20 protein-coding genes are annotated in these 26,692 nt (G+C 61.4%); 11 read left to right on the plus strand and 9 right to left on the minus strand.

Features of this window, described 5'->3' with window-relative positions:
• Positions 1–239: 239 nt before the first annotated feature.
• Both ACLH0H_RS14390 and ACLH0H_RS14395 read left to right on the plus strand, forming a co-directional pair.
• Positions 240–932, plus strand: coding sequence for a hypothetical protein (locus ACLH0H_RS14390; RefSeq protein WP_411378542.1), 693 nt, complete (start codon positions 240–242; stop codon positions 930–932).
• The gene (locus ACLH0H_RS14395; RefSeq protein ID WP_411378543.1) at positions 925–1,650 is read left to right on the plus strand and encodes a Fic/DOC family protein; all 726 of its coding nucleotides are present in this window, start codon (positions 925–927) and stop codon (positions 1,648–1,650) included. The genes ACLH0H_RS14390 and ACLH0H_RS14395 overlap by 8 nt, the downstream gene beginning before the upstream one ends.
• Before the next feature lie 43 nt (positions 1,651–1,693).
• Here ACLH0H_RS14395 and treR read toward each other — a convergent pair whose 3' ends face one another.
• Positions 1,694–2,398, minus strand: coding sequence for a trehalose operon repressor (treR, locus tag ACLH0H_RS14400; RefSeq protein WP_076949858.1), 705 nt, complete (start codon positions 2,396–2,398; stop codon positions 1,694–1,696).
• A 253-nt stretch (positions 2,399–2,651) separates the two neighbouring features.
• Between treR and treP the strand changes: the two genes are divergently transcribed.
• The 5 genes from treP to ACLH0H_RS14425 all read left to right on the plus strand — a co-directional run bounded on the left by treP (position 2,652) and on the right by ACLH0H_RS14425 (position 10,070).
• On the plus strand, positions 2,652–4,094 hold the full coding sequence (gene treP, locus ACLH0H_RS14405) for a PTS system trehalose-specific EIIBC component (RefSeq protein WP_411378544.1): 1,443 nt from the start codon (positions 2,652–2,654) through the stop codon (positions 4,092–4,094).
• A gap of 64 nt (positions 4,095–4,158) precedes the next feature.
• Entirely contained in the window at positions 4,159–5,805 is a 1,647-nt protein-coding gene (gene treC, locus ACLH0H_RS14410) for an alpha,alpha-phosphotrehalase (protein WP_411378545.1), read from the plus strand.
• A gap of 67 nt (positions 5,806–5,872) precedes the next feature.
• Positions 5,873–7,093 (plus strand): maltoporin, encoded by a 1,221-nt coding sequence (locus ACLH0H_RS14415; RefSeq protein ID WP_411378546.1) that lies wholly within the window; start codon positions 5,873–5,875, stop codon positions 7,091–7,093.
• A 185-nt stretch (positions 7,094–7,278) separates the two neighbouring features.
• A complete protein-coding gene (gene ptsP, locus ACLH0H_RS14420) occupies positions 7,279–9,795 on the plus strand; it encodes a phosphoenolpyruvate--protein phosphotransferase (protein WP_411378547.1) in 2,517 nt (838 codons plus the stop codon).
• A 2-nt stretch (positions 9,796–9,797) separates the two neighbouring features.
• Positions 9,798–10,070, plus strand: coding sequence for a PTS transporter subunit EIIB (locus ACLH0H_RS14425; protein ID WP_411378548.1), 273 nt, complete (start codon positions 9,798–9,800; stop codon positions 10,068–10,070).
• 126 nt (positions 10,071–10,196) lie between these two features.
• On the opposite strand, the gene mltF is transcribed toward ACLH0H_RS14425, so the two are convergent.
• Positions 10,197–11,657: a membrane-bound lytic murein transglycosylase MltF gene (gene mltF, locus ACLH0H_RS14430; RefSeq protein WP_411378549.1), complete on the minus strand. Its 1,461-nt coding sequence runs from the start codon at positions 11,655–11,657 to the stop codon at positions 10,197–10,199.
• Between the two features lie 286 nt (positions 11,658–11,943).
• Here mltF and purL point away from each other — a divergent pair, with 286 nt between their 5' ends.
• The 4 genes from purL (at position 11,944) to ACLH0H_RS14450 (ending at position 18,013) form a co-directional block, all read left to right on the plus strand.
• The gene (gene purL, locus ACLH0H_RS14435) at positions 11,944–15,840 is read left to right on the plus strand and encodes a phosphoribosylformylglycinamidine synthase (RefSeq protein ID WP_411378550.1); all 3,897 of its coding nucleotides are present in this window, start codon (positions 11,944–11,946) and stop codon (positions 15,838–15,840) included.
• 4 nt (positions 15,841–15,844) lie between these two features.
• Positions 15,845–16,156 carry an NGG1p interacting factor NIF3 gene (locus ACLH0H_RS14440; RefSeq protein ID WP_411378551.1) on the plus strand — a complete coding sequence of 104 codons (312 nt, stop codon included), beginning with the start codon at positions 15,845–15,847 and terminating at the stop codon, positions 16,154–16,156.
• A gap of 186 nt (positions 16,157–16,342) precedes the next feature.
• Positions 16,343–16,630: a hypothetical protein gene (locus tag ACLH0H_RS14445; protein WP_411378552.1), complete on the plus strand. Its 288-nt coding sequence runs from the start codon at positions 16,343–16,345 to the stop codon at positions 16,628–16,630.
• A 1,089-nt stretch (positions 16,631–17,719) separates the two neighbouring features.
• On the plus strand, positions 17,720–18,013 hold the full coding sequence (locus tag ACLH0H_RS14450; RefSeq protein ID WP_411378553.1) for a DUF6124 family protein: 294 nt from the start codon (positions 17,720–17,722) through the stop codon (positions 18,011–18,013).
• A gap of 118 nt (positions 18,014–18,131) precedes the next feature.
• On the opposite strand, the gene nagE is transcribed toward ACLH0H_RS14450, so the two are convergent.
• The 7 genes from nagE to ACLH0H_RS14485 all read right to left on the minus strand — a co-directional run bounded on the left by nagE (position 18,132) and on the right by ACLH0H_RS14485 (position 26,623).
• Positions 18,132–19,835, minus strand: coding sequence for an N-acetylglucosamine-specific PTS transporter subunit IIBC (nagE, locus tag ACLH0H_RS14455; protein WP_411378554.1), 1,704 nt, complete (start codon positions 19,833–19,835; stop codon positions 18,132–18,134).
• A gap of 26 nt (positions 19,836–19,861) precedes the next feature.
• Positions 19,862–22,372, minus strand: coding sequence for a phosphoenolpyruvate--protein phosphotransferase (ptsP, locus tag ACLH0H_RS14460; protein WP_411378555.1), 2,511 nt, complete (start codon positions 22,370–22,372; stop codon positions 19,862–19,864).
• Positions 22,373–22,408: 36 nt separating this feature from the next.
• On the minus strand, positions 22,409–23,419 hold the full coding sequence (locus ACLH0H_RS14465) for an SIS domain-containing protein (RefSeq protein WP_411378556.1): 1,011 nt from the start codon (positions 23,417–23,419) through the stop codon (positions 22,409–22,411).
• Positions 23,412–24,518 carry an N-acetylglucosamine-6-phosphate deacetylase gene (gene nagA, locus ACLH0H_RS14470; RefSeq protein ID WP_411378557.1) on the minus strand — a complete coding sequence of 369 codons (1,107 nt, stop codon included), beginning with the start codon at positions 24,516–24,518 and terminating at the stop codon, positions 23,412–23,414. Before nagA ends, ACLH0H_RS14465 begins: the two co-directional genes overlap by 8 nt.
• A 10-nt stretch (positions 24,519–24,528) precedes the next feature.
• Entirely contained in the window at positions 24,529–25,287 is a 759-nt protein-coding gene (locus ACLH0H_RS14475; RefSeq protein WP_411378558.1) for a GntR family transcriptional regulator, read from the minus strand.
• Positions 25,288–25,550: 263 nt separating this feature from the next.
• A complete protein-coding gene (locus tag ACLH0H_RS14480) occupies positions 25,551–26,054 on the minus strand; it encodes a L,D-transpeptidase family protein (protein WP_411378559.1) in 504 nt (167 codons plus the stop codon).
• Between the two features lie 20 nt (positions 26,055–26,074).
• Positions 26,075–26,623, minus strand: coding sequence for an NUDIX hydrolase (locus ACLH0H_RS14485; protein WP_411378560.1), 549 nt, complete (start codon positions 26,621–26,623; stop codon positions 26,075–26,077).
• Between the last annotated feature and the right edge of the window lie 69 nt (positions 26,624–26,692).

Below are 26,692 nucleotides of genomic sequence, written 5' to 3' on the forward strand. Positions count from 1 at the left end.
AGGAAAATAAGGGCCGCTTTGCGACCCTGGGCACGCAAACGGCCTCGCCACGGATTGCTTCGCGCCCCTTTCTTTCAAGCTCAGACCCGTACAAACTCCACTTGAAGCCAGGAAGAGTTGGAGAATTTCCTCACCTTGCCCATAATCGAAATGAAGCAAAGCGACCTTATCGCTCTTGATCGAGTCAACAAGCTGATGCATTGCTCGCTGTGAGTGGTCGCAATCCTGGAGGCCTTTACATGAAGCTGGAAGAGCGTATGCAGCGTGCCATTGGTGGCATTCTGGGAAACGTGATCCTGCGCATGGATGTCGCGGCGCTTGGAGGGCATTCACAGGTTTCTGTGGCGTTGGATGAGTTGATGCGCAAAGGCGTGATAGTGCGCATGGGCATTGGCATTTATGCGAAAGCCAGTCGTCACCCTTACACAGGCGTTGTTACCCCTGTAGCCGACCTTGAAACACTCGCCGTTGAGGTGTTTCAGCGGCTGGGCGTGAGTGCGTCGGTGCAGGTCGCCAAATCCGGAACCGGGCGTCTGCTCGCGTCAAAGGATGCGAGGATCTGCGTAAAAGGTAGCCGTCGAATTCGACGCAAGTTGTCGCTCGGTGGGCGATCAGTGGTTTACGTCAATGAACTCCCATCTTCCAGAAAAGCGAAAAGCTCGGTAAGGCGTCATCCGAAAACGGGTGCCTTGATCATTCCGAAGTCGGGACTACGGCGTTACGTAATGGAACTGGCGGACTCATGCCAAGTCACTTACGTCAGAACTTACGCGGATGAGTGGGCGGAAAATGTTTCTCGGCTGGCAGGGGACGATGTTCGTACCGACGTCATTGAAAACCTGGTTATTGCGCTGAAAAAAGAGAAAAAAGTCACGGGCCTGGAAGCAGTTCACCTGCTGACCAACTACCTGAGGGAAAAGCAGCGTGTTTGATCCATTCAAGGACTTTGACACGAAGGGCTATCTCAGAAACGTTGTGGGTGAAAAAGACCTCAACATCGTCAAGCAGCTTGAACATGATCTGTTCACGGCGAACCTTGCTGACGCGATGGCCTACTTGATCAAGAAACGCACGATCACATACCGCGATTTTCTACAGGTCCATGCGCTGCTGTTTGGCGATCTTTATTCGTGGGCGGGCAGCGACAGGATGACGACTTCTCCTGACTTGGCGATCTCTAAAGCGGGCACTTGTTTCTGTCTCCCGTACGAAGCCAAAAGAGCCGTTGAGGAAGGGCTTCGCTTGGGGCAGAACAAGGCCGTTCTCAAAGCGTCACCAGGACTGGTGATGGGTTTTTTCGCTTACGGGCATCCATTCCTTGATGGGAATGGCAGAACGATGCTGGTGGTTCACTCAGTCCTCTGTCATCGCGCAGGGTTCTCGATCAATTGGAGCCGGACGGACAAGACGGCCTACCTGTCTGCCTTGAGTCAAGAAATCGAGACGCCTGGCAAAGACATTCTGGATGCGTACTTAAACGAGTTTATTGAGCCAGCGCTTGAGCCGGGCGCATGGGAAGCCGCCATTCATTCCGTCCGCGGCCTGAACGGCTTAGTAACGACGGATACCGTAGAGGGACGCTCAGACGATCCTGTGATCTCACGCAAATATCAGGAGTTTGATCAGCGACGGGGCTACACCATCGATTAAAGGGCGGGTGGATCCCTGGCCGTTTGCCCCTGGCGCGCAAATCTCACCGCCGCGCAACATCCGAAAAGTAAAACTTATCCAACGTATGCCGCGACTCGGTGTACTCGAACTGCCGCCCATCCTGCAAAAACGTCTGGTTACTCACCACAATCACATGGCTTTGCCCGTCGAGGTCCAGATGTGCCTGGTCGTCCTTGCTGCGGGGCAGGGCTTCGATGGTGCGCTGGGCGTAGCTGATCTGCAGTTGCAGGGTCTGTTCGATAAACGCGTAGATCGATTGTTCGGCAATCACGCGGTCCAGGCCGGGAATCACGTCGGCGACGAAGTGGTTGATGTCGAGGATCACGCGTTTGCCGCCGATACGCCGCACGCGCTTGATGCGCGTGATCAGTGCGCCGGGTTCGGCTTCGATGTGTTGCAGCAGTGCGCCTTCGAGCGGCAATTGGGTGAATTCGACCACTTCGGTGTGTACGTCGTCGCCCAGGTCGGCGTGGGTTTCGTGGAAGCTGACGATGCCGCCCAGTTGGAACTCGATCGGGTTGGGTGACAACACGAAGGTGCCCTTGCCGTGGATCTTTTGCGCAAAGCCGCGCTCCTGCAACTGCTCGATGGCCCGGCGCACGGTACCGCGGCTGGCCTGGTAGCTGTCCATCAGTTCGGTTTCGGAGGGAAGGCGCGTGCCGCGCTGCAGGCGTTCGGTGGTGATGCTGGCAAGCAGATCCGTATAGATCTGGTTGTATTTGCTCATGGCGTTGGCTCTGTGCCCGGCGTGATGAAGGTGTACTGCGCGGTCAAGGCAGGAACCTTAGTGGCACCGTGCAGGTTTGTCCATTAGACCCTTTGATTCATGCGGCTTGCAGCGGTTCGACGGCCTGCAAAATTAAACAATGTGTAACTCGTACAGACGAGTTGTTGCTTTAACTCGTCTGTACGAGTACTTTTGCTCTCGGCGTGCTGCCAATGACTGCCCCCCAATAAAAAAATCAAAGTGGAAACCAAGCATGAGCCACGACTATTCGACTATCGCCCGCGAGGTCCTCGAGCACCTCGGGGGCCGCGACAACCTTGAGCAAGCTGCCCATTGCGTGACCCGCCTGCGCCTGGCGCTCAAGGACCCGAGCCGGGTCAATGGCAGCGCGTTGAACCAGGTCGACCTGGTCAAGGGTTCGTTCTTTACCGGCGGCCTGTTCCAGGTGGTGATCGGCCCCGGCGAAGTGGAAAAGGTCTACGCCGCCCTGCGCGAGCAGACCGGCCTAGCCGCCGCCACCATCGCAGACGTGAAGAAGAAAGGCGCCGATAAGACCAACGCCATGCAGCGGCTGGTGCGGGTGTTTTCCGATGTGTTCATGCCGATCCTGCCCGCGTTGATCATTGCCGGCCTGTTGATGGGCGTGAACAACCTGATGGGCGCCAAGGGCATGTTCATCGAGGGGCAGACGCTGCTGGAGGCCTACCCGAACCTGGACGGCCTGTGGAGCCTGATCAACCTGATGGCCAACACCTCGTTCGTGTTCCTGCCGGCGCTGGTGGGGTGGTCGGCGGCCAAGCGTTTTGGCGGCAGTGAAATCCTCGGCATCGTGCTGGGCCTGATGCTGGTGCACCCCGATCTGCTCAATGCCTGGAACTACGGCAAGGCCGTGGCCGGCCTCGATGGCCAGAGCCTGCCGTACTTCGATATTTTCGGCTGGTTCCAGATCGAAAAGGTCGGCTATCAGGGGCAGATCCTGCCGATCCTGATGGCGGCCTATGTGATGAGCGTGATCGAGAAATGGCTGCGGGCCAGGGTGCCCAACGCGATCCAACTGCTTGTCGTGCCGATCACCACCATCGTCGTCACCGGTGTACTGGCCCTGGCGATCATCGGCCCGGTGACCCGTCACCTCGGCATCCTGATCACCGAAGGCATGGTCACGCTGTTTGATCTGGCGCCGATGGTCGGCGGGGCGCTGTTCGGCCTGCTCTATGCGCCGTTGGTGATCACCGGCATGCATCACATGTTCCTCGCCGTGGACCTGCAGCTTATTTCGACCCAGGGCGGCACCTTTATCTGGCCGATGATCGTCATGTCCAACCTGGCCCAGGGCAGCGCCGCGCTTGCGGTGTTCTATACCAGCCGCAATGCGCGGGACAAAAGCATGGCCTCGACCTCGGCGATCTCGGCGTATTTCGGCATTACGGAGCCGGCGATGTTCGGGGTGAACCTGCGCTTCAAATTCCCCTTTTATGCGGCCCTGCTGGGCTCGGCGTTGGGCAGCGTTTTCCTGTCGCTGAACAAGGTGCAGGCATCGGCCATCGGCGTGGGGGGCTTGCCTGGGTTTATTTCGATCGTGCCGCAATCCATCGCGGTGTTTGTGATCGGCATGGTCATCGCGATGGTGGTGCCGTTTGTTCTGACCTGTGGGTTGAGCATGAAGATTGTTCGGCCTGGGTACAGGGTCGCCTGATCTGACGCCTTCGCGAGCAAGCCCGCTCCCACATTTGACCGCATTCCAAGTTGAAGGACCCCCCATGCAAAACTGGCAACACTCGGTGATCTACCAGATCTACCCCAAAAGCTTCCACAGCCACGCGGGTAACGCCACCGGTGACCTGTTGGGCATCGTGGACAAGCTCGACTACCTGCAATGGCTGGGCGTGGATTGCCTGTGGATCACCCCGTTCCTGCGCTCGCCCCAGCGCGACAACGGCTATGACATCAGCGACTACTACGCCATCGACCCGAGCTACGGAACCATGGCCGACTGCGACCTGCTGATCAGCGAAGCGGCCAAGCGTGGCATCAGGCTGATGCTGGACATCGTGGTCAACCACACGTCCATCGAGCACGAGTGGTTCCAGCAAGCGCGCAGCAGCCTCGACAACCCGTACCGCGACTTCTACATCTGGCGCGACCAGCCGAACAACTGGGAGTCCAAGTTCGGCGGCTCGGCCTGGGAGTACGAGGCGCAAACCGGCCAGTACTTCCTGCACCTGTTTGACCACACCCAGGCCGACCTCAATTGGGACAACCCCAAGGTGCGCGCCGAGGTGTTCAAGCTGATGCGCTTCTGGCGCGACAAGGGCGTGGGCGGCTTCCGCCTGGACGTGATCAACCTGATCTCCAAGCCCGCCGATTTCCCCGAAGACAACAGCGACGGCCGCCGCTTCTACACCGATGGCCCCAACGTGCATGCGTACCTGCAGGAGATGCACCGCGAAGTCTTCGATGGCCACGACCTGATCAACGTCGGCGAGATGTCGTCCACGCGCCTTGAGCATTGCATCCGCTACTCCAATCCGGCGTCGAAAGAGCTGTCGATGACCTTCAACTTTCATCACCTGAAAGTCGACTACCCGAATCTGCAGAAGTGGGTGAAGGCCGACTTCGACTTTCTGCAACTCAAGCGGATCTTCTCTGACTGGCAAATGGGCATGCAGGCCGGTGGCGGCTGGAACGCGCTGTTCTGGTGTAACCACGACCAACCGCGGGTGGTCTCGCGCTTCGGCAATGACGGCGAGCATCGCGTGGTTTCGGCCAAGATGCTCGCCACCGCGTTGCACTTCCTCCAGGGCACGCCGTTTGTGTACCAGGGCGAAGAGCTGGGCATGACCAATCCGGGCTTTGACAGGATCGAGCAATACCGCGATGTGGAGACCCTGAACATCTTTCGCCTCAAGCGCGATGCGGGCGAATCCGAGGCGGCGAGCATGGCGGCGATCATGCAGAAGTCGCGGGACAACGGGCGAACGCCGATGCAGTGGAATGCGGGGGTGAACGCTGGGTTCAGCACAGGTGAACCCTGGATCGGCATTGCGGCCAATGCCGCGAGCATCAACGTCGAACAGCAACGGGATGACCCGGATTCAGTGCTGCATCACTACCGCGCGTTGATTGCCTTGCGCCGCCATGAACCGCTGATCCAGGAAGGGGTTTATCGGCCGCTGCTGCAGGACCATCTGCAGGTCTGGGCGTACCTGCGCGAAGGTCACGGCGAGCGCCTGCTGGTGCTCAATAATTTCTACGGCACGCCCTGTGAAATCCATCTGCCGCACAGCGTCATCAACCCGGCAAGCGAGCAACGCCTGTTGATCAGCAACTACCCCGACTGCCCGGTGCGTACGGGCCCGGTGACGCTGCGCCCTTACGAATCCTTTGTGCTGCACCTCAAGGATTGAGACCCGCTGTAACCCCGTGTGGGAGCACGGGGCGCTTTGAAAAACATAATAAAAATCGGAGTGCTTTATGAAAACAACAATAAAGCTGGGCCTCGTTGCGTCTTGCCTGAGCCTGCCATTGGGTGCTCAGGCCTTGGAATTTTCGGGGTATTTGCGCAGCGGTGTGGGGACTTCAACCGGCAGCGGCCCGCAGCAGTGTTTCCAACTGCCGGGGGCGCAAACCAAATACCGTTTGGGCAACGAATGTGAGCAGTACGGCGAGCTGGAACTGCGCCAGGACCTGCTGACCTTCGACGACGGCTCGGTGCTCAGCGTCGACGCCATGGCGTCGCTCTATAACAAGTACGACCGCCAGTTGAAGTTTCAGGGCGAAAACAACGGTACCGCGCGCATGCCGCAGATGTATGCGCAGTGGTCCAACCTGCCCAGCCTCAATGGCGGCTCGCTGTGGGCCGGGCGGCGTTACTACAAACGAAACGACATCCACATCTCCGACTTCTACTACTGGAACCAGAGCGCCACCGGCGGCGGTATTGAGGATGTTCTGATCGGCGGCCTCAAATACAGCTATGCCATTTCCCGCAAGGACAACCTGTACCAGAAGGAATACGCCACCCGTCACGATTTCAACGTCGCGGGCTTCAAGACCAACCCCGGCGGTGAGTTGGAACTGGGCTTGAGCTACATCGAAAAAGCCGGCGGACGCGACACCAACAGCGGCTGGGCACTCACCGCGCAGCATGAGCAAAAGCCCTTCCTCGGCGGCAAGAACAAGTTCGCCTTGCAGTACGGCGAAGGCCCCGGCACCGGCCTGGGTTACACCGGCAATACCTTCCTGGAGCGCAGCAGCAAAAGTTACCGCGCCGTGGAGTTCTTCGACTGGCAGGTGACCCCGCGGTTTGGTGGGCAGGTCGAGGCGGTGTACCAGAAAGACATTCGTCCGGGCAGCCGGGACCAGACCTGGATGTCCCTCGGTGTGCGCCCGGCGTATGCCATCAGCGAGCAGTTCAAACTGGTCGCCGAGCTTGGGCATGACCAGGTCGACGCCACCGGCGGCACGCGCAAGTTGAGCAAATTCACATTCGCCCCGACCTGGTCGCCCAAAGGCCCGGAATTCTGGGCGCGGCCGGAAGTGCGCTTGTACTACACCTATGCGACCTGGAACGAAGCGGCCAAGCGCGCGGCGAATGAGTTGGCGGCGGGGTCGGCGTTGTCCGACACCGGCTCCTATGGCACCGCGCGGCATGGGTCGAACGTGGGTGTGCAAGTCGAGTACTGGTGGAAATAAACAAGCCCTTATCTGGACGCGCTTATGTGGGAGCCGGGCTTGCCCGCGATGCAGGCGACTCGGTATTTCAGTGGTACCGAGGTGATGCTATCGCAGGCAAGCCAGCTCCCACAGGTGCAGCGCTCTGGATCAAGCCTTTGTCCCCCGACCAGTGATTTTTACAGAACAAAACAACAGGTGACGCCATGACCGCAACTCAACCCCTGGAACTGTTGGCGCCTCTATCCGGTGTGCTGCTGGCGCTGGATAAGGTGCCCGACCCGGTGTTCTCCAGCCGCCTGATCGGCGATGGCCTGTGCATCGACCCCACCTCGCAGACCCTATGCGCGCCGCTGGCCGGGGTGATCAGCAATATCCAGGACAGTGGGCATGCGCTCAGCATCACCGCCGACAACGGCGTCCAGGTGCTGTTGCACATCGGCCTGGACACCGTGAACCTGGCGGGCCAGGGCTTCACGCGGCGGGTGCAGGAAGGCCAGCGGGTGGAAGCCGGGCAAGCGCTGGTCGAATTCGATGCCGACTACGTGGCGCTTAACGCGCGCAGCTTGCTGACACTGATGCTGGTGGTCAGTGGCGAGCCGTTTACCGTACTGGCAACCGACCTTGTAGAAACCGGTCAGCCACTGATGCAGTTATTCCCAGCACCGTCCATTGACGCGCTGGACGAAGAGGAGGGCGATGCGCTGTTCTCCAGGCCGGTGACCCTGCCCAACGCCAACGGATTGCACGCACGCCCGGCGGGGGTGTTCGCCCAGGCGGCGAAGGGTTTCATGGCGAGTATTTACCTGCACAAGCAAACCCAGAGCGCCAACGCCAAGTCGCTGGTGGCGATCATGGCGTTGCAAACCGTGCAGGGTGATTCCTTGCAAGTAAGTGCGGTAGGGGAAGACGCCGAGGCGGCGATCAACGCGCTGGTTGCCTTGTTGGCTGAGGGCTGTGGCGAGGCGGTGGCGCGCACGGCCGAGCCGGTCGCAACGGTGTTGTCGACGACGTTGCTGCGCGGCGTGTGTGCGTCACCGGGTTCGGCGTTTGGCCAGGTTGTTCAAGTGACCGAACCCGAGCTGGATATCACTGAAGCGGGGGCCGGTGAGACCCTCGAACATGCCGCGTTGGCGCGGGGCCTGCGCACCGCAACCGAAGCGCTGCAAGCCCTGCAACACGAGGCTGCCGGCGGCGCCCAGGCGGACATTTTCCGTGCCCACCAGCAATTGCTCGAAGACCCGACGTTGCTGGACCAGGCCCATGGTCTGCTGGCGGAAGGCAAGAGTGCCGCATTCGCCTGGAACCGTGCCACGGTCGCCACGGCCAGGCTGTTCCAGGGTTCGGGCAATGCGTTGCTTGCCGAACGTGCGGCCGACCTGGCGGACGTCGGCCAGCGCGTGCTGAAACTGATCCTGGGCATTACGGACAGCGCCTGGGACTTGCCGGAGCGCGCGATCCTGATCGCCGAGCAACTGACGCCTTCGCAGACCGCCGGCCTGGATACACGCAAGGTGCTGGGGTTTGTCACTGTCGGCGGCGGCGCGACCAGCCACGTCGCGATTCTGGCCCGCGCCCTCGGGCTGCCGGCTATTTGCGGTGTTTCGGCCCAAGTGCTCGAGGTGGCCAATGGCAAGCAAGTGCTGCTGGACGCCGACAAAGGCGAGTTGCACCTGGACCCGGACCTGGCCGATATCGAGCAACGGGAAGCGGCGCGCCAGCAACAGGCGCTGCGTCACCAGCGCGACGTGGCGCAAGCGCTCTTGCCGGCAACCTCCCGCGACGGTCATCACATTGAAGTCACCGCCAACGTTGCCTCGTTGCAGGAAGTGCAGCAGTCGTTGAGCCTCGGCGGCGCAGGCGTCGGCCTGTTGCGTTCGGAGTTTCTCTACCTGGACCGCAACCGCGCGCCGAGCCCCGAAGAGCAAGCGGCGACCTACACGGCAATCGCCCGCGCCCTGGGCGGTGAGCGCAACCTGGTGGTGCGCACCCTGGATGTCGGTGGCGACAAACCCTTGGCTTACGTGCCGATGGACGCCGAGACCAACCCATTCCTCGGCCTGCGCGGTATTCGCCTGTGCCTGGAGCGCCCGCAACTGCTGCGCGAACAGTTCCGCGCCATTCTTGCCAGTGCCGGTTTTGCGCGACTGCATATCATGTTGCCGATGGTCAGCCTGCTGTCGGAGTTGCACTTGGCGCGCGCGATGCTTGAAGAGGAGGCGCTGGCGCTCGGGCTCACCGAGTTGCCGAAGCTGGGCATCATGATTGAAGTGCCGTCCGCCGCGTTGATGGCGGATGTCTTCGCACCCCATGTCGATTTTTTCTCGATTGGCACCAATGACCTGACCCAATACACCCTGGCCATGGACCGCGACCACCCGCGCCTGGCGAGCCAGGCCGACAGCTTCCACCCGGCAGTGCTGCGGCTGATCGACACCACCGTCAAGGCCGCCCATGCCCACGGCAAATGGGTGGGCGTCTGCGGTGCATTGGCGTCCGAGGCGTTGGCGGTACCGGTGTTGATCGGTCTGGGGGTGGATGAACTCTCGGTCAGCGTACCGTTGATACCCGCTATCAAGGCTGCCGTGCGTGAACGGGACCTGGCCGACTGCCAGGTCATCGCCCGCCAGGTATTGCGCCTGGAAGAAGCCGGTCAGGTGCGTGAGGCCTTGCGCCTGTACCACGCAGTCACCGTTGAAACCTCACCTGTCGTGGAGCACTGAGCATGTTCGAGAAATTGCAAAGGGCGTTCTGGAAGGCGCTGACCCCGGATTTGATCGCCGAAGCCGTCGCGGCGCCGGGTGTGTTGTCGGCGGATGTGCTGAGTGCGCTGGGTGGCGCGGGTAACCTCAAGTCGCAGCAGCAGGTGGCGCTGACGCGGGTGCGGGTGCAGTTGGTGGATGCGGCGAAGGTGGATGCTGCAGCGTTAAAGACTGCGGGGGTGCCGGGAATGATGGTCTTGACGGGCGGGGTGGTTCATCTGCTCACCGGTCTTTAAACCCAAGCGCGGATCAAAATGTGGGAGCGGGCTTGCTCGCGAAGAGGGAGTGTCAGTCACCGGATGTATCGACTGTGCGGCCGCTTTCGCGAGCAAGCCCGCTCCCACATGGGTTCTGCTGTGTTCTTACAGTTGCGGGGTATCTTCCGGCGGCTTGGTCTTATCCACACCCGGCACATGCAAGTTGCCTTCGACCACCTGGTTACCCTCCAGCTGCGGCTGGGTCACCCAGGTCAGGATGTCGTAGTACCGCCGAATGTTCGCCACAAAATGCACCGGCTCGCCACCGCGCGCATAGCCGTAGCGGGTCTTGCTGTACCACTGTTTCTGCGACAGGCGCGGCAGCATTTTTTTCACGTCCAGCCATTTGTTCGGGTTCAGGCCCTCGCGCTTGGCCAGGGTGCGCGCGTCTTCCAGGTGGCCGGTGCCGACGTTGTAGGCGGCGAGGGCGAACCAGGTGCGATCCGGTTCCTTGATGCTGTCGTCCAGTTCGTCCTTGATCTTGGCCAGGTACTTGGCGCCGCCCATGATGCTTTGCTTGGGGTCCAGGCGGTTGGACACGCCCATGGCCTGGGCGGTGTTCTGGGTGAGCATCATCAGGCCGCGCACGCCGGTCTTGGAGGTGACGGCCGGCTGCCACAGCGATTCCTGGTAACCGATGGCTGCCAACAGGCGCCAATCGACTTTTTCTGTCTTGGCATAGGCGCGGAAGTGTTTCTCGTATTTGGGCAAGCGCTGCTGCAGGTGCTGGGCGAAGGTGTAAGCGCCCACATAGCCCAGTACATCGACGTGCCCGTAGTAACGATCTTTCAGACGCTGCAACGTGCCGTTCTTCTCGACTTTATCCAGGTAACTGTTGATTTCGTTGAGCAGGCTGTTGTCGTCACCGGCCGCCACGGCCCAGCTCTGGTTGCTGGCGTTGCCGAGGTCGAACGCCACGCGCACGTTGGGGAAGTACACCTGGTTCATCGCCACTTCGTTGGAGTCCACCAGGGTCAGGTCGATTTGCCCTTCGTCCACCATGCGTAGCAAGTCGACGACCTCAACGGCGTCGGATTCTTCGTATTCAATTGCAGGATTCTGCTTTTTAAGCGCCGCCAACTGTTCGGCGTGGGTGCTGCCCTTGAGCACCATGATTTTCTTGCCCACCAGGTCCGCCGCATTCGTCGGGCGCGATTGGCCGTTGCGGTAGATGATCTGCGGGGTGACTTCCAGATAAGGGTGCGAGAAACGGACCTGCGCCTGGCGCTGCTCGCTGCTGACCAGGCCGGCGGCGGCGAGAACCGGGCCGTTGGGTTTGCCCAACTGACCGAACAGGTCGTCGAGGTTGTCGGCGGTCTCGATTTTAAGCGTAACGCCCAAGTCATCGGCAAAGCGCTTGACCAGTTCGTATTCGAAGCCGGTTTCACCATTGCGGTCCTGGAAATACGTCGCCGGACTGTTCCGGGTGATCACCCGCAATACGCCATCCTCCTTGATTCGCTCGAGCGTGCTGGGTTTATCAACACAGGCGCTGAGCATCAGGAAGAGTCCGGTTGCGATGAGCCATTTGGCGCATCGCGGGCGCAAAGCAGTTGGGGAGAACATCTGCGCAGTATACGCAAACGGCCCACGGCGCCATATCTCGACAGCGTGGGACTTGTCTGCTAGCGCCCGCAAAACTGTGCTGCAGCCCGCAGAAATGCGGCTTGACGCACGATTGTGACGGTTAAAATAACTGTGCGGAATGCCCCGCATGACCCTTCGAACGGGGTGTAATCCGGCCAACTGACGTCCGGCGGCGGCCACCGGTAGCGTTTCGGGTGCCGTTGGCGGCGGTTTACGCTAGAATGCACGGCCTCAAAGCACACCCCTTCCCGAGGCTGTCCCGAAGATGTTGATCCTGCGCGGCGCTCCTGCCCTTTCTGCCTTTCGCCACAGCAAACTCCTTGAGCAACTGAGCCAGAAGGTTCCAGCGGTTACAGGCCTGTATGCTGAATTTGCTCACTTCGCCGACGTGAGCGGCGTGTTGACCGCCGACGAACAGCAAGTGCTCGCACGCCTTCTGAAGTACGGCCCAAGCGTTCCCGTGCAAGAGCCGACCGGCCGCTTGTTCCTGGTTCTGCCACGGTTCGGCACCATCTCGCCGTGGTCGAGCAAGGCCAGCGACATCGCCCGCAACTGCGGCCTGGCGAGCATCCAGCGCCTGGAGCGTGGTATCGCGTTCTACGTCGCCGGGCAGTTCAGCGAGGCCGACGCCGAGCTGATCGCCAGCAGCCTGCATGACCGCATGACCCAGATCATCGTCAGCCAGCTGGAACAGGCTGCCGGCCTGTTCAGCCACGCAGAGCCCAAGCCGCTCACCGCGATTGATGTGCTCGGCGGTGGCCGCGCCGCCCTTGAGAAGGCCAACACCGAACTGGGCCTGGCCCTGGCCGAAGACGAGATCGATTATCTGGTCACTGCCTTCAACGGCTTGAAGCGCAACCCCCACGACATCGAACTGATGATGTTCGCCCAGGCCAACTCCGAGCACTGCCGTCACAAGATCTTCAACGCCAGTTGGGACATCGACGGCCAGAGCCAGGAGAAAAGCCTGTTCGGCATGATCAAGAACACCTACGTGATGCACAGCGAAGGCGTTCTGTCGGCTTATAAAGACAACGCTTCGGTGATCGTCGGCTCCGTCGCCGGCCGCTTCTTCCCGGACCCGGAAACCCGCCAGTACGGCGCGGTGCAAGAGCCCGTGCACATCCTGATGAAGGTCGAAACCCACAACCACCCGACCGCGATTGCCCCGTTCCCGGGCGCAGCCACCGGTTCGGGCGGCGAGATCCGTGACGAAGGCGCCACCGGCCGTGGCGCCAAGCCCAAGGCGGGCCTGACCGGTTTCACCGTGTCCAACCTGCAGATCCCGGGTTTCGAACAGCCGTGGGAAGTGCCCTACGGCAAACCCGAGCGCATCGTCACTGCGCTGGACATCATGATCGAAGGCCCGCTGGGCGGCGCCGCGTTCAACAACGAATTCGGGCGCCCGGCGCTGACCGGCTACTTCCGTACCTTCGAACAGTCCATCACCACCCCGCGTGGCGATGAGGTGCGCGGTTACCACAAGCCGATCATGTTGGCCGGCGGCATGGGCAACATCCGTGAAGAACACGTCAAGAAAGGCGAAATCCTGGTCGGCTCCAAGCTGATCGTGCTCGGCGGCCCGGCCATGTTGATCGGCCTGGGCGGCGGCGCGGCGTCCTCCATGGCCACCGGCACCAGCTCGGCCGACCTGGACTTCGCTTCGGTACAGCGCGAAAACCCGGAGATGGAACGTCGCTGCCAGGAAGTCATCGACCGTTGCTGGCAGTTGGGTGATAAGAACCCGATCAGCTTCATCCATGACGTCGGCGCCGGCGGTTTGTCCAACGCCTTCCCGGAACTGGTCAACGATGGCGAGCGTGGCGGCCGTTTCGAACTGCGCAACATTCCAAACGACGAGCCGGGCATGGCCCCGCACGAAATCTGGAGCAACGAATCCCAGGAACGCTACGTGCTGGCCGTCGGCCCTGAAGATTTTGCGCGCTTCCAGGCCATCTGCGAACGTGAGCGCTGCCCGTTTGCGGTGGTTGGCGAAGCCACCGCCGAGCCACAGCTGACCGTTACCGACAGCCACTTCGGCAACAGCCCGGTGGACATGCCGCTCGAAGTGCTGCTGGGCAAAGCCCCGCGCATGCACCGTTCGGCGGTACGTGAAACCGAGCTGGGCGATGATTTCGACCCAAGCACCCTGGAACTGGCCGACAGCATCGAACGCGTGCTGCACCACCCGGCCGTGGCGAGCAAAAGCTTTTTGATCACCATCGGCGACCGCACCATCACCGGCCTGGTGGCCCGTGACCAAATGGTCGGTCCATGGCAGGTGCCGGTGGCTGACGTTGCCGTCACCGCCACCAGCTTCGATGTCTACACCGGTGAAGCCATGGCCATGGGCGAGCGTACGCCGCTGGCCCTGCTGGACGCCCCGGCGTCGGGCCGCATGGCGATTGGTGAGACCCTCACCAACATCGCCGCGTCGCGCATCGGCAAGCTGTCCGACATCAAACTGTCGGCCAACTGGATGTCGGCTGCCGGCCACCCGGGTGAAGATGCACGCCTGTACGACACGGTCAAAGCCGTCGGCATGGAGCTGTGCCCTGAGCTGGGGATCACCATTCCGGTGGGCAAGGACTCCATGTCCATGGCCACCCGTTGGAACGAAGACGGCACCGACAAGAGCGTCACTTCGCCGCTGTCGCTGATCGTCACCGGTTTTGCGCCGGTCACCGACATCCGCCAGACCCTGACTCCGCAACTGCGCATGGACAAGGGCACCACTGACCTGATCCTGATCGACCTGGGCCGTGGCCAGAACCGCATGGGCGCCTCGATCCTGGCGCAAACCCACGGCAAGCTCGGCAAGCTCGCCCCGGACGTCGACGACGCCGAAGACCTCAAAGCCTTCTTCGCCGTGATCCAGGGCCTCAACGCCGACGGTCATCTGCTGGCTTACCACGACCGTTCTGACGGTGGTTTGCTGACCAGCGTGGTCGAGATGGCCTTCGCCGGTCATTGCGGCCTGAACATCGTGCTCGACAGCGTTGCCGAGGATGCCGCCGAGATCAACGGCATCCTGTTCAACGAAGAGTTGGGCGCCGTGATCCAGGTGCGTCAGGACGCGACCCCGGACGTGCTCGCCCAGTTCAGCGCCGCCGGCCTGGACGACTGCGTGGCGGTGATCGGTCAGCCGATCAACAACGGTGAGGTCAACATCTCCTTCAATGGCGACACCGTGTTTGCCGGCCAGCGCCGTCTGCTGCAACGCCAGTGGGCCGAGACCAGCTACCAGATCCAGCGCCTGCGCGACAACGTCGAGTGCGCCGAACAGGAATTCGACGCGATCCTGGAAGAAGACAACCCGGGCCTGAGCACCATGCTCAGCTTTGACGTCAACCAGGACGTCGCCGCGCCTTACATCAAGAAGGGCATCCGCCCACAGGTTGCCGTGCTGCGTGAGCAGGGCGTCAACGGTCAGGTGGAAATGGCGGCGGCGTTCGACCGTGCCGGGTTCAATGCGATCGACGTGCACATGAGCGACATCCTCGCCGGTCGCGTTGACCTCAATGAGTTCAAAGGCCTGGTGGCCTGCGGCGGTTTCTCCTACGGCGACGTGTTGGGGGCCGGTGAAGGCTGGGCCAAGTCGGCCCTGTTCAACAGCCGTGCCCGCGATGCGTTCCAAGGCTTCTTCGAACGTAACGACAGCTTCACCCTGGGTGTGTGCAACGGTTGCCAGATGATGTCCAACCTCAGCGAACTGATCCCGGGCAGCGAGTTCTGGCCGCACTTTGTGCGTAACCGTTCCGAGCAGTTCGAAGCTCGCGTCGCCATGGTGCAGGTGCAGGAATCCAACTCGATCTTCCTGCAGGGCATGGCCGGTTCGCGCATGCCGATCGCCATCGCCCACGGTGAAGGCCATGCCGAATTCGCCAGCGAAGAAGCCCTGCTCGAAGCCGACCTGTCCGGCACCGTGGCCCTGCGTTTCGTCGACAACCACGGCAAGGTCACCGAGACCTACCCGGCCAACCCGAACGGCTCGCCGCGCGGGATCACCGGCCTCACCAGCCGCGACGGCCGCGTGACCATCATGATGCCGCACCCGGAGCGCGTATTCCGCGCTGTGCAGAACTCGTGGCGCCCGGAAGAGTGGAACGAAGACGGCGCCTGGATGCGCATGTTCCGCAACGCGCGCGTGTGGGTGAACTAAGGCCGTGTACAAGCTCGCCTTCTTCGTACCCGACAGCCACGTGGAGACGGTGAAAACCGCCGTCTTCGCAGCGGGTGGCGGGCGCATCGGCAACTACGACCACTGCGCCTGGCAAGTGCTGGGCCAGGGGCAATTCCGCGCGTTGGACGGCAGTCAGCCGTATATCGGGCAGGTCGGCCAGGTTGAAGTGGTTGAAGAGTGGAAAGTTGAGCTGGTGGTGGCGGATGAGTTGATCGTGGCTGTTGTGGCTGCTTTGAAGCTGAGCCATCCGTATGAGACACCGGCGTATGAGGTGTGGCAGTTGGCGGATTTTTGATTCGCACGCTGTAGAAACAAGAAACCCGCTGGGCCAGTTTGGTCGGCGGGTTTTTTGTTGGGCGCATGCTTGCCAAGGAGCGGTGAGCAGGGCGGACCACGGTGGTATACCTGTCAACTTTGACAGTTACGAAAGGGGAAAAAGGGATTTACCTTAGGCCCTTCGAGTCTGCTGAGGGGCACAATCATGGCACTCCAAATTATTACTGTGACTGACCTCAAAGGAAATACGATTCCGGATAGGGGAAGGACTCAAGAGGTCAATCTGCAGTTTTCGGTAGAAACCGATAGCCCCTTACAACGTTTCATGCTGAGGGTTTCAAAAAGCGTGTTGGGGCAAGGAGCAACCGATGGCCAAAGTCGAGCCATTATTGAGATAGATGTCACCCACTTACCGAAGGCAATGCATTCCTTTAATGTCGCTCGGTCCGACAGTGAATTTTCAGAAGGTTATCTCATTGAATTGATCTCATGAGTCTATGTCTGTGGACCTGTAGTGCTGCGTTGAACCTTAGGCATCCCTGTGAATTAACGGTATAGAGGTGTGAAAGTTGACGGGGTTCGGATTCGGTAACTGCACACAAATCTGCTTGTCTGTTCTGGTCAGCGGTTTTTGTTGCCTTTGAGGGCCTCATCGCGGGCGAGCCCGGCTCCCACATTCGATCGAATTCCAACCTTGGAATGCATTAAAAACTGTGGGAGCGGGCTTGCCCGCGATGGCGTCCGAACAGGTGCCTCGGAACTCGCGCCAACAAGAAACCCGCTGGCCCAGTTTGATCGGCGGGTTTTTTGTTGGCTTTGTGTGGCTTGCCAATACCGTGTAAACGGCTCTTACCGTTCATCGAAATGAGCCGCTGCCCTGTTAGTTCTGACAGTTATGCGTTAGAAAAAAACGCGCTTCACTTGGGTCTCAATTCAAATGTCGAGGAGAGATACCATGCCAGTCACTATCGTTCGTGTGAGTACTCCTAATGGAACGGCAATTCCGGAAGGTGGTAGTACAACATCCAAGGCTCTCAGGGTCAGTGGAGAAGCGCTTCAGCCCCGCCAGCCTATCATAATTACTAACGGGTCTGACCAGCTCGGTTATACAGATTCTCATCTTGACACGACCTATGTTATCGACTTGTCCGACTTGAGCCCTGGGAAATACGTGCTGGTAGCTTCAACGCGGGGTGGCGGGGATGCGTCAAAAGAATGGAGGGTCGAGATAAAGCCCTGATTCGCTGGCGCTGTGAGGGGATAAAGCAAACGCTGCGGAGAGCGCGGACGATCAATACCCGCTGGGCCAGTTTGGCCGGCGGTTTTTTTTGGCTGTGAGGGCCTCATCGCGGGCAAGCCCGGCTCCCACATTCGACCCAGTTCCAACTTTGGAATGTCATCAACTGTGGGAGCGGGCTTGCCCGCGATGGCGTCTGCACAGGCGCCTCAGAACTTTCCGACAACCCTTTCAGGTTGTCCCTCGGAACCCGCCCCAGTAACCTTCGCCGGTCGCCGTCAATTTCAGTGACCAGGACTGCAAGCCTGAATTTCACTAGGAGCCTATTACGTCTGGAGCTTTATGATGATCAGCGAAAACTTGCTAACTGGTTCAACCTTTTGTCAAAACGAATCCCACCAAGCTGGTGATTCGCCTTCCGATCAGATTTTCGCCGTACTACCCGACCTGAGCAGCGAAACCCTGCTCGCCAACGCCTCCCAAGACCTGGCATCCGTGCAGGCACTGGCAAGTAATCTGGCTTTTGATATCGACGGCCCGCAGCGTGATGCCGTGCTGGGGATTCATCGGATGGTGGAAGGGATCCAGTTGATGGTGGATCGGGTGCTGGATTTAGTTGAGGTGCCTGAGCAGAATTAATCGGGCGCCAGTTAACGCCCATTCGCGAGCAAGCCCGCTCCCACATTTTGATTTGTGAATACACTCGAAATGTGGGAGCGGGCTTGCTCGCGAAGAGGCCAGAACAGCCACTACACCGCTAGACCCTGGCGCCGACCTCGCGGCCATTGACTAACCTTTCCAATGCTTCACCCAACCCGGACGCCTTGTCACCAATCAACAAGTGCCAAACACCGCTGTCCAACTGGCTCACACCCTGGCAACCCAACGCACTCAGGTCAGCTTCAGACAACACCGAATCATCCCCCAATTCCACCCGCAGCCGGGTCATCGCCACCGCTTCCAGTTGGCGCACATTCGCGTGACCACCCAAAGCGCTCAGCCATTTCTCGGCTTCCTGCACATCCACCGCCATCGGCTTATCCACAGGCGTCGCGACAGCAGCAGTGGCGACAAACGAAGGCATCGCCAAGCGAATCTCGTCAGCCATGCTGTCCGCCATCGGCCCCACCACTACCTGCAAACTCCCGCCATTACCCGGCCGAACCACGGCCATGGCACCCAGCGCTTTCAGCTCTGCATCCACAGCCTTATTGCGATCAACCATGTCCAGGCGCAAACGTGTGGTGCACGCCCCCACACTGAGCAGGTTGTCCGCACCGCCCAGCGCACGGATATACGCACTGGCCCGTTGGTTGTCCGTCATCACCTCAGCCTGCACCACCTGGATATCTTCCCGCCCCGGCGTCTTGAGGTTGAACCGGCGAATGCAGTAGTTGAACACGCTGTAATAGATCAGCGCATACGCCAACCCGACCGGGAACACCAGCCAACCATTGGTCGACTTGCCCCAGCCCAGCACCATGTCGATAAACCCACCGGAGAAGGTAAACCCGAGGTGGATATTCAACATATTGGTAACCGCCATCGACAGGCCGGTGAGCACCGCATGGATCAGATACAGGAACGGCGCCAGAAACATAAACGCAAATTCGATCGGCTCGGTCACCCCGGTCAGGAACGAGGTCAGCGCCATCGACAGGAAAATCCCGCCCATCACCTTGCGCCGTTCCGGCAGCGCGTTGCGGTACATCGCCAGACACGCAGCCGGCAGGCCGAACAGCATTACCGGGAACATGCCGGTCATGAACTGGCCGCCTTTGGGGTCGCCGGCGAAGTAACGGGTCAAATCGCCCGTCACCACCGCGCCGGTCGCCGGGTCGGTAAAGCTGCCGAACACGAACCACGCCATGTTGTTGAGGATGTGATGCAACCCGGTGACGATCAGCAGGCGGTTGAACACGCCAAACACGAACGCGCCGAGGCTGCCGCTTTCCATCAGCAACACGCCGAAGCTGTTGATGCCGTGCTGGATCGGCGGCCAGATCAGGCCAAAGATCACCCCCAGGCCCACCGCCGAAAACCCGGTGACAATCGGCACAAACCGCCGCCCGCCGAAGAAGGCCAGGTATTCCGGCAGCTTGATGTCCTTGAAGCGGTTGTACAGCCCGCCGGCCATCAACCCGCTGGCGATCCCGGCGAGCATGCCCATGTTGATGGAGGTGTCCATCACCTTGAGCGTGGAGATCATTACCAGGTAGCCGATCGCGCCAGCCAAGCCCGCCGTGCCGTTGTTATCGCGGGCGAAACCCACGGCGATGCCGATGGCGAAGATCAACGCCAGGTTGGCGAAGATCGCCTGCCCGGCATCGTGCATCACCGCGATATTCAAAAGATCGGTGTCGCCCAGGCGCAGCAACAGGCCGGCGATCGGCAAAATCGCAATCGGCAGCATCAATGCACGGCCCAGGCGTTGCAGGCCTTCGATAAAGTGTTGGTACATGGCGTGTCTCCCTATTCTTGTTGTTTTCAGCTCAGCGGCCAGTGGTGTTGACAGGCGTGGCGAACCGCCTTGGCGCTGCTCAGGTCGAGCAGGCCCTGGCTGAGTTGCCGGCAGTGCGCCGCGTCCAGGTGGCGGACGCGGTCCTTGATTTCGCCGATCTGCGGCGGGCTGACCGACAGCTCGGTAACCCCCAGGCCGACCAGCACGGGCGTTGCCAGCGGGTCGGAGGCGAGGGCGCCGCACACGCCGACCCAACGCCCGTGTTTCGCCGCGCCGGCGCAGGTTTGCGCGATCAGCCGCAGCAGGGCCGGGTGCAGCGCATCGACGCGTGCGGCGAGGCCCGCGTGGTCGCGGTCCATGGCCAGGGTGTACTGGGACAGGTCATTGGTGCCAATGGACAGGAAGTCCGCATGCTTGGCCAACTGCTCGGCCATCAGCGCAGCGGCGGGCACCTCGATCATCACGCCCAGTTCGGGACGCTGCGTCAGTTCCAACGCCACGCACAGCTCATCCAGGCGCTGGCGGATCTGCAGCAATTCATCCACTTCGCTGACCATTGGCAACAGGATGCGGCAACGCGCCAACGGGGAGACTTGCAGCAACGCGCGCAGTTGCTGGTCGAGCAGGTCGGGACGCACCAGGGCCAGGCGAATACCGCGCAGGCCCAGCACCGGGTTGGCCTCGATTGGCAGCGGCAGGTAATCGAGCTGTTTGTCGCCGCCCACGTCGATGGTGCGGATGATCACCGACTTGTCGCCCATGGCGTCCAGCACGGCTTGATAGGCGTGGCGTTGCTCTTGTTCATCCGGCGCGGTGCGGCGGTCGACGAAGAGGAATTCGGTACGCAACAGGCCGACGCCATCGGCGCCGTTTTCAAAGGCCACCTGGGCCTCGGCGCTGGAGGCGACATTGGCGGCGACGTCGATGGTCACGCCATCGGTGGTGCGCGCCGGCGCTTGGGCTTGGGCCTGTTGCTGTTGGCGGCGCAATTTCTGCGCGTCGCGAATCTGGTGCACCTGGGCGTGACGCGCGTCGCTGGGTTGCAGTTCCAGGCGGCCGTTGGCGGCGTCCAGCACGACGCGCTGGCCCTGGGGCACGTCGAGGACTTCGGCGCCCAGCGCAACCACGCAGGGCAAGCCTTTGCCACGCGCCAGGATCGCCACATGGGAAGTCGCGCCGCCCTCGGCCATGCAGATACCGGCGGCTTCTTGTGCGCTCAGTTGCAGCAAGTCGGACGGGGTCAATTCATGGGCGCTGACGATCGCCCCTGCGGGCAATTCGAAATGCCAGGCTTCGCCCAGCAGCGCACGTAACACACGCTGTTGCAGATCACGCAGGTCATTGGAACGTTCGGCAAACAGCGGCTTTCCCAGGGCCATCAAGACTGCGCATTGCGCTTGAATGGCATCGCGCCAGGCATGAGTTGCCGCGTGGCCTTTTTCGATGGCGCCTGTCGCCGCGTCCAACAGGGTGGGGTCTTCCAATAGCGCGAGGTGCGCTGCGAAGATGTCCTCTTCCTCGACATTCTTGCGCTGGCGAGCGTGCTCAAGTGTGTTGCGGATTTCGCTGCGCACTTGTTCCAGGGCTGTGTCCAGGCGTTGCAATTGTTCGTCGGCAGAATGGTTGCCGTTGTCGGCCGGCAGTTCGATACCCGTCAGGCGGAACAGCGGCCCGCACACCAGTCCTGGCGCGGCACACACACCTTGCAATACACCGACTTCAGTACTGACCCGGCGAGGAGCAACGACGGCCGGTGCGTGATGCTGTTCCCTGACGACGGCGGTCAATGCCGCGACCAATGCTTGCAGCGCCGCGTCGGCATCTTTGCCGCGACAGCTCACACGCACTTCATCACCTTCGCCGATCCCCAGGCCCATCAAGCCAATCAGGCTGTCGCACGCGGCCGACTTGTCGCCAAAATGCAGCTGCGCCTGGCTGCTGAAACCCTGGGCGGTCTTGCGTACCAGCGCGGCCGGACGCGCGTGCAAGCCGCCACGATGAGTGATACGTACGTGTGCGCTGGCTTCCTCCCCCGAGTTATCCACAGGCGCTTGAGCCGAGGCGGGCGAGCGCGCCACGATCTGCAGCAACGGCTCACCGAGCTTGACCGTTTGCCCGGCGATCGCCTGCAATTCAAAGCCTTCGCCATTGGTCAGGATGATCAGGCTGACCAGGCTTTTGCACTGGCGCGCGATACGGTCCAGATCGAACTGCACCAGCGGCTGGCCCTTGCTGACGCGGGCGCCGTCCTTGACCAGCAGAGTGAAGCCTTCGCCATTGAGTTCCACCGTGTCGATGCCCACATGCATCAGCACCTCGGCACCGTTGTCGGCACGAATGGTCAGCGCATGCCCGGTGCGGGCGACATGGATGATCAGCCCGTCACACGGCGCATGCAGGCAGTCATTCAACGGGTCGATGGCAATGCCGTCGCCCATCGCGCCGCTGGCGAACACTTCGTCGGGAACACAGCCCAGGGTCAGCACCGGCCCGCTTAAGGGGGCGCCAAGGGTCAATGCATTATTGTTGTAAGACATGGGCACGGTACTCATCAGGAAAACACGGCAATCGACTCAGTGAGTGCGAGTGACTTTGCTCAGGTGGCGCGGTTGGTCCGGGTTCATGCCCCGGGCGACCGCCAGACCTGCCGCCATCACGTAGAAACTCTGGATCGCCAGGATCGGGTCCAGGCTGGGGTGTTCGGCGCGGCTCAGGGTCAGGTCGCGTTCGGCGATGTCGTCCGGCGCGGCCAGCAGCACGCGGGCGCCGCGCTGGCGCATGTCGGCGGCGAGGGTCAGCAGGCCGGCCTGTTCGGCGCCGCGTGGGGCGAATACCAGCAGCGGGTAATCCTTGTCGATCAGGGCCATCGGGCCGTGGCGCACTTCGGCGCTGCTGAAGGCCTCGGCCTGGATCGCCGAGGTTTCCTTGAGCTTGAGCGCCGCTTCCTGGGCGATGGCAAAACCGGCGCCACGGCCGATAACCATCAATTGCTGGCAGTCGCGCAGGGCATCGACCGCCTGCGACCAATCCTGCTGCGCGGCTTCGCGCAGGCCATCGGGCATGGCGCGGCAGGCTTGCAGCAGCTCGGCTTCTTCGTTCCAGTGGCCAATCAACTGCGCGCTGGCGCTGAGGGTGGCGATAAAGCTTTTGGTCGCGGCCACGCTGAGTTCCGGCCCGGCGCACAGCGGCACATGAAATTCACAGGCGGCTTGCAGCGGCGAATCTTCGGCGTTGACCAGCGAGATGCTCAAGGCGCCGCGTTTGCGCAGCAGGCGCAGGCTGTCGACCAGGTCCGGGCTCTGGCCCGACTGGGAGAGCCCGAACGCCACCTGGCCGCTGACTTTCATCGGCGCCTGCAACAAGGTCACCACCGACATCGGCAACGACGCCACCGGAATGCCCACATGCTGCATGGCCAGGTAGGCGAAGTAGCTGGCGGCGTGGTCCGAGCTGCCACGGGCAATGGTCATCGCCACGTGCGGCGGCTGGCGGCGCAGACGGCCGGCGATTTCCTGCAAGGTCGGGTCCAGGCGCTGCAGTTGTGCCGCGACGGCGTCACAGGAGGCCAGTGCCTCTTCAAGCATTCTTGAACTCAATGGTTTCTCCTTCGACCATGACGTCGGTGAGTGTCAGGGAGCGGTCCAGGCGCACGCAGTCGGCAAAGCTGCCGGGTTGCAGGCGGCCGCGTTCCTCCAGGCCCAGGTAGTCCGCAGGAAATTGCGACAGGCGTTGTGAGGCTTCGCTGATGGGCAAGCCGATCTTCACCAGGTTGCGCAACGCCTGGTCCATAGTCAGGGTGCTGCCGGCCAGGGTGCCGTCGGCTAGGCGCACGCCGCCCAGGCATTTGGTCACGGTGTGGCTGCCCAGCTTGTATTCGCCATCGGGCATGCCGGCGGCGGCGGTGGAGTCGGTGACGCAATACAGGCACGGGATCGCGCGCAGCGCCACGCGCATGGCCCCGGGGTGTACGTGGAGCAAGTCCGGGATCAATTCGGCGTACTTGGCATGGGCCAGCGCGGCGCCGACGATGCCTGGCTCGCGGTGGTGCAGCGGGCTCATGGCGTTGTACAAATGCGTGAAGCTGGTGGCCCCGGCGGCGAGGGCGGCGACACCTTCTTCATAGCTGCCCAGGGTGTGACCGATCTGCATGCGCACGCCGCGTTCGCTGAGGGCGCGGATCAGCGCATCGTGGCCGGCGATTTCCGGGGCGATGGTAATGACGCGGATCGGCGCCAGGCGCAGGTAGGCTTCCACTTCGGCCATCAGCGCGGTATGGGCGAAGTTGGGTTGGGCGCCGAGTTTTCCTGGGTTGATGTAGGGCCCTTCCAGGTGCACGCCGAGTACCCGAGCGCTGCCTGTAGGACGTTGCTCGCAAAATTTGCCGAGCTGGCCGAGCACGCTGGAAATTTCGTCCACCGGTGCGGTCATCGTCGTGGCCAGCAACGAGGTGGTACCAAAACGCACATGGGTGCGGGTGATGGTTTCGAAGGCATCCAAGCCTTCCATGATGTCTTTGCCGCCACCACCGTGCACATGCAGGTCGATAAAGCCCGGCAGCAGGTAGGGCAGGTCGTTTTCAGCCGGGTCGCACGGCGTGCCTTCGAGGGCGGTCACCTTGCCGTGCTCATGCACCAGGCGGCCGCGAATCCAGCCGTTGGGCGTGAGGATGTTGTCTTCGGACATGGGCAGTTCTCTAGAGTCGCAATTGCGCGGAATAATCATCGCGGCGCAGCTCGGCGACGAAGTCGTAGTAGTCGTTGCGGCAGTAGGTGTCGGTGATTTCGATTGGCGTGTTGTCGGCGGTGTAGCCCACGCGCGTCATCAGCAGCATGGCGGTGCCGGGAGCGATACCTACCAGCCTGGCGAACTCATCCGAGGCATTGATCGCCTGGATGTGCTGCAAGGCACGCACCACGGGTTTGCCGATGCCTTCCAGGTATTCATACAGCGAGTGGCCGATGGCTTGCGGATGCGGCAGCACCGAGGCGGGCAGGGTGGTCATTTCAATCGCCATCACCGTGTCATCGGCCTTGCGCAAGCGCTTGAGGCGCGCCACTTTGTCGGCGGGCGACAGCCCCAGGCGGATCAGTTCCTCGTGGGTCGGCTGGGTGATTTCCCGCTCCAGCCATTGAGAACTGGGCACAAAGCCCTTGAGCCGCAGCATCTCGCTGAACCCCGACAGGCGCGACAGCGGCTGTTCCAGGCGTGGCGAAATATAGGTGCCGGAGCCTTGATTGCGGCGGATCAGCCCCTGAGCAAACAACACTTCCAGCGCCTTGCGCGCGGTGACGCGCGAGATGCCCAATTGCTCGCTCAGGACGCGTTCCGACGGCAGGGCCTGCTCGGACGTCCACTGGCCGGCATGGATCGCCGCTTCCAGTTTGCGTGCCAATTGCAAGTACAGCGGCGTGGATTGCTTGTCGTCGGGGCGCAGGGCCAGGATGAGGTTCATCTGTCAGGTTTCCGATGCGGTTATTGGAGTGTTGTCGCCCGGTAATGGCCGGAAATTAATACCACTTAAATACCATGTCAATGCGGCCAAAACGGTGCAAGCGCTGGTTTATTGGCCCTGCATTGGGGCTTCGTATCAAGTGGTATTAGAGAGGTCTTTAGTGCGCGCAGAACTGCGCAGCCCGCGTGGGCGAACTGGTATTCACCGACGGGCGCCGGGCGGGGCAGTAAATATTTTTGGATTATTTTACGAACGGTATGAGATTACGGACGAATCTCGATGAGGGTGCCATCTTTGACCAGGTTCCAGACTTCACGCATATCCACGTTGCGCATGCCGATGCAGCCGTCGGTCCAGTCCAGGGTGTGGAACCACTGCTCCGGGTAATCCTCGGTGTCGGGGGTACCATGGATCATGATCATGCTGCCGGGCTTCACCCCTTCGCGGCGCGCGCGCGCGGCGTCGCTGATATTCGGGTAGGAGATATGCATGGACAGGTTGAAGCGGTCGCTGGTCTTGCGCCAGTCGATCCAATACAGGCCTTCCGGCGTGCGGCGGTCGCCCTCGATCAGCTTGTGGCCCTTGGGGTTCTTGCCCAGGGAGATGCGATAGGTCTTGAAGGGCTTGCCGTCGTTGATCAACTGCAGTTGATGAGCGGACTTGAGCACCAGGACTTTTTCCACAGGCAGGCCGCCCAGGGGTTGCGGGGTAGAGGCCGGGGCCAGCGTGGCGAACGACAGGCAAAGCAGGGCAAGCAACCAACGCATTGAAAACGGTATCCGTGGTGTCATGGGGCGGGGTTGCCGAGCGGCGGCACGGCCTCGCTGCGCACCGGGAATGAACCAAGCCGGCGGTCGGCGAAGAAGTATTCCAGGGTACGCCCGACCGTGCGGAAAGCCAGCTCCGACCACGGGATGTCGGCTTCGTCGAACAACTTCACCTCAAGGCTTTCTATGCCTGCGGCGAAGTCCGGGTCGAGCAGGTCGGCGCGGTAGAAGATATGCACCTGGTTGATGTGCGGCACGTCGATCAGCGTATAGATGCTCAGGTTGTGCACGCGGGCGCAGGCTTCTTCCAGGGTTTCGCGCAGGGCGGCCTGTTCGACGGTCTCGCCGTTTTCCATAAAGCCTGCGGGCAAGGTCCAGTAGCCCAGGCGCGGCTCGATGGCGCGGCGGCACAGCAGCACTTTACCTTCCCACACTGGGACGGTGCCGGCGACGATATTGGGGTTCTGATAGTGGATGGTCGAACAGTGATCACACACAAAGCGCAGACGGCCGTCGCCTTCGGGGATGCGCTGGGTAACCGGTTTACCGCACTGGCTGCAGAAATTCATGCTGGGGTTCCTGGAAAGTGCGCCTATCTTGGCGCGGCGGGCAGGGCGCTGCAAGTTGTCGTTTAGCGA

The organism is Pseudomonas sp. MPB26 (assembly GCF_046605355.1).
Classification (GTDB): Bacteria; Pseudomonadota; Gammaproteobacteria; order Pseudomonadales; family Pseudomonadaceae; genus Aquipseudomonas; species Aquipseudomonas cedrina.